The sequence below is a fragment of the Blautia glucerasea genome, assembly GCF_020537505.1.
Taxonomy (GTDB): domain Bacteria; phylum Bacillota; class Clostridia; order Lachnospirales; family Lachnospiraceae; genus Blautia_A.
In genome coordinates, this window is sequence record NZ_JAJBMO010000057.1 from 1 (window position 1) to 2,748 (window position 2,748).

At 46.0% G+C, this 2,748-nt stretch carries 1 protein-coding gene; it reads right to left on the minus strand.

Annotated features, from left to right (window positions below; all coding sequences use genetic code 11):
- Positions 1-134: 134 nt before the first annotated feature.
- Entirely contained in the window at positions 135-2,045 is a 1,911-nt protein-coding gene (gene ltrA, locus LIQ05_RS19080; protein ID WP_129795774.1) for a group II intron reverse transcriptase/maturase, read from the minus strand.
- Positions 2,046-2,748 lie beyond the last annotated feature (703 nt).

Here is a 2,748-nt window from a genome sequence, read left to right on the forward strand (position 1 = left end):
GCCTATAGTGATAGGTAATCCTTTGAAGTTATCGCCGGATTTTCCCCCACTCCACACCGGACGTGCGACTTTCATCGCATCCGGCGTTCCATCGGTTGTTTTCACAAGCATTTAATCAATCACCAAATGAAATGTTAGTTTTCTATTGCGGACAAACCAGCCTGCTGGCGCAGACTGTTCACTTTTAACATCAGTTCCTTTGTTGCCTTGATCGTGTCGGCTATCTCTTTTAGCTCATTCTTAGGACACTCTTGCAGGAGTGGAAGAAATCTATTATGGAACAAAATCATATTTCGATAGCGTTCCTTGCCGCCCAATTCTGCCGGTGTTTTCAGCCAGCATACTATGTCAGCCGCATTTTCAAAGAGTTCCCCACTTAGCGCACATTTTCCACGTTGAGCCGAGAATAGTGAAATCCTGCTGTCAGTAAGTTCTGTGCTTCGCCCCATAGACGGTTGATTCCTCAAACCTGATAGAACAGATGAGTTCATACTTAGGTTCGTGTGTATCAATGCCCGTCCCTCTACCGTGTAACTGCAAACCGCCGCTTTCTTTGCCATCGGTATCTTGTTCTTGATGTATGCGATAGGGTAGATAGGTTGGTCGATTCCAGATACATACCGTATCATTGCCGACTTTCCAAACCGTTCTTTTTCGCTCTCGGTCATTGCGCCGCCCTCTCGAACAAGTCTGCACCCGGTTTCTGTATTGAGCCGATTTGTTAAAACTGTCATGACCTGTCTGTGGATTTTCCTGCAATCAATGCTGATGCAGGTGGCAAGTTGAAAATAATTCTGTATTCCCAGAACCATTGAATTGTACAGCCGTATTTCGTCCAAAGGTCTTTTTCCCTCTGAAGGTCGGGCAATTCGTTTCGCCTGTTCCACCAGTTTTTGCCTTTCCAGTTCCAACTTTTTGTCACAGATATGAGATTGCACGATGTACTTCCTGCTTTTCGGTCTGACTCGTATCTTAAACCCAAGAAACTCTGAATAGCGTTTTCTAACATTGACTATCCTTGTTTTCTCTGGCGATACCTCCAACCTCAGCCTCTCGGTTATCCATGCCGTTACAGCCTCTTTCGTTCTCAAAGCGTCCTCTTTATTCCGGCAGAAAATTCTGAAATCATCTGCATATCTCACGATATACATTTCTTTCAACCCTGTTTTCCTCATTTTGAGGAATGCCTTGCTCCGGTCAAAAGTAATCGAGTTTCTGATTTTCCTCTCATACCCGTATTCCTTTACAAGAGGGTGGTTCTGCCATTGGCTCTCAACCCATTTGTCCAGTTCATTCAGCACGATATTGGCAAGCAACGGTGAAATGATACCGCCTTGCGGAGTGCCTTTGTCTGGAATGAGTGTAGTGCCGTCTGGCATTCTAATCGGTGCTTTCAGAATCCGCTTGATAATAAAAATCAACTGCTTGTCGTGTATTCCCATTGCCCATATTTGCCGCATTAGCTTGCTGTGATTTACGTTGTCGAAAAATCCTTTTATATCAAACTCAATCACATAATGCAGGTTCATGCGTTGAAGCATGGTGTAAGTTTTCTGCACGGCGTGTTCCACGGAACGGTTCGGGCGAAAGCCGTAACTGTTGTCGCTGAATTTCGCTTCGCAGATTGGCTCTATGACCTGTTTGATACATTGCTGTACCAGCCTGTCCCAGATACAGGGAATACCTAACGGTCTGGTTTTTCCGTTTGGTTTCGGAATGTCTTTGCGTCTTACCGGCTTTGGGCGGTATCCGTGCTGACTTCCTGTGACAATAAACCTCACTTTCTCTGCAACTGTTTCGGGCGGTAAACACCCGATGTCACTGATGTTTTTGTTGTCTGTTCCTGCTGTGTAGCTTCCTCCGTTTGCTTTGATGTTCCGATATGCCAGAAGAATGTTGTCCCGGCTCAGAATTAAATCCATAAGGTCGGTAAAATTTTCTCCCTCCAAACTTCGATGATAGAGTTCATCAAAAACTGGCTGCATACCGTAATACTCGGCATGACGTAAGTCATCTACACATAGAGTTTTGTTTTTCTTTGGCATAAGGCATCACCTCCTTTTTGCGAAAGTGACCCTTTTGGTCTTACTCGAATCCTTATGTTGGATTGAATAATGCCTGCTTATCTCAACCGACTTGTGGCCATTCCTCCGTAGCTCACATAACGCAAGCACATCATAGGTTCGACCACTACTTTTCAGCAGCAGTTCGTCTGCTTATTGTTTTTCGTCAGACTATTCCTTGCGGAATCTGCTGCCTTTCCTCGTTCCGATAGTTCTATCTGTTCATACATACCCGTAGGTTCCTGCTATAGACCTGTCGGCTTGCCTGTGCCTGTAACACAGCATGGTCGTTCGTAGGATCAATTTCTACTAAACCACACCGACTGCGCATTAACGCACCCACACATTTCTGCGTGGTCTTCTTTTAGACCTGTACATTCGCAGGTTCGTCAGTCCGCCCGCCAAAGCGAACATTCTAACCATAGGTATCTTATAGACCCTCGGCTTATAGGTAACACAGTCTGCCTCCAGACCGCTTTCGACCACTTTAGGCAGTGGTTACGGTTACTCTCAGCCTTTGTCATGGGGCTTCGTACACCAGCCATTACAGCTAATGCACGCCCATCAAGGGTAGGCGTTTCAGGGCGTTACCCCGTCATTCCACCTATCAAACTACCAGTTCTCCGAACAACGGAAAACCGTTGCTCGTGCGCAGACTTTTTACCGTCTGCGAACGAGTCGCACT

Excerpts from the sequence above, each read along its gene's own strand:
- ltrA (WP_129795774.1), bottom strand. The coding sequence starts at position 2,045 with ATGCCAAAGAAAAACAAAACTCTATGTGTAGATGACTTACGTCATGCC.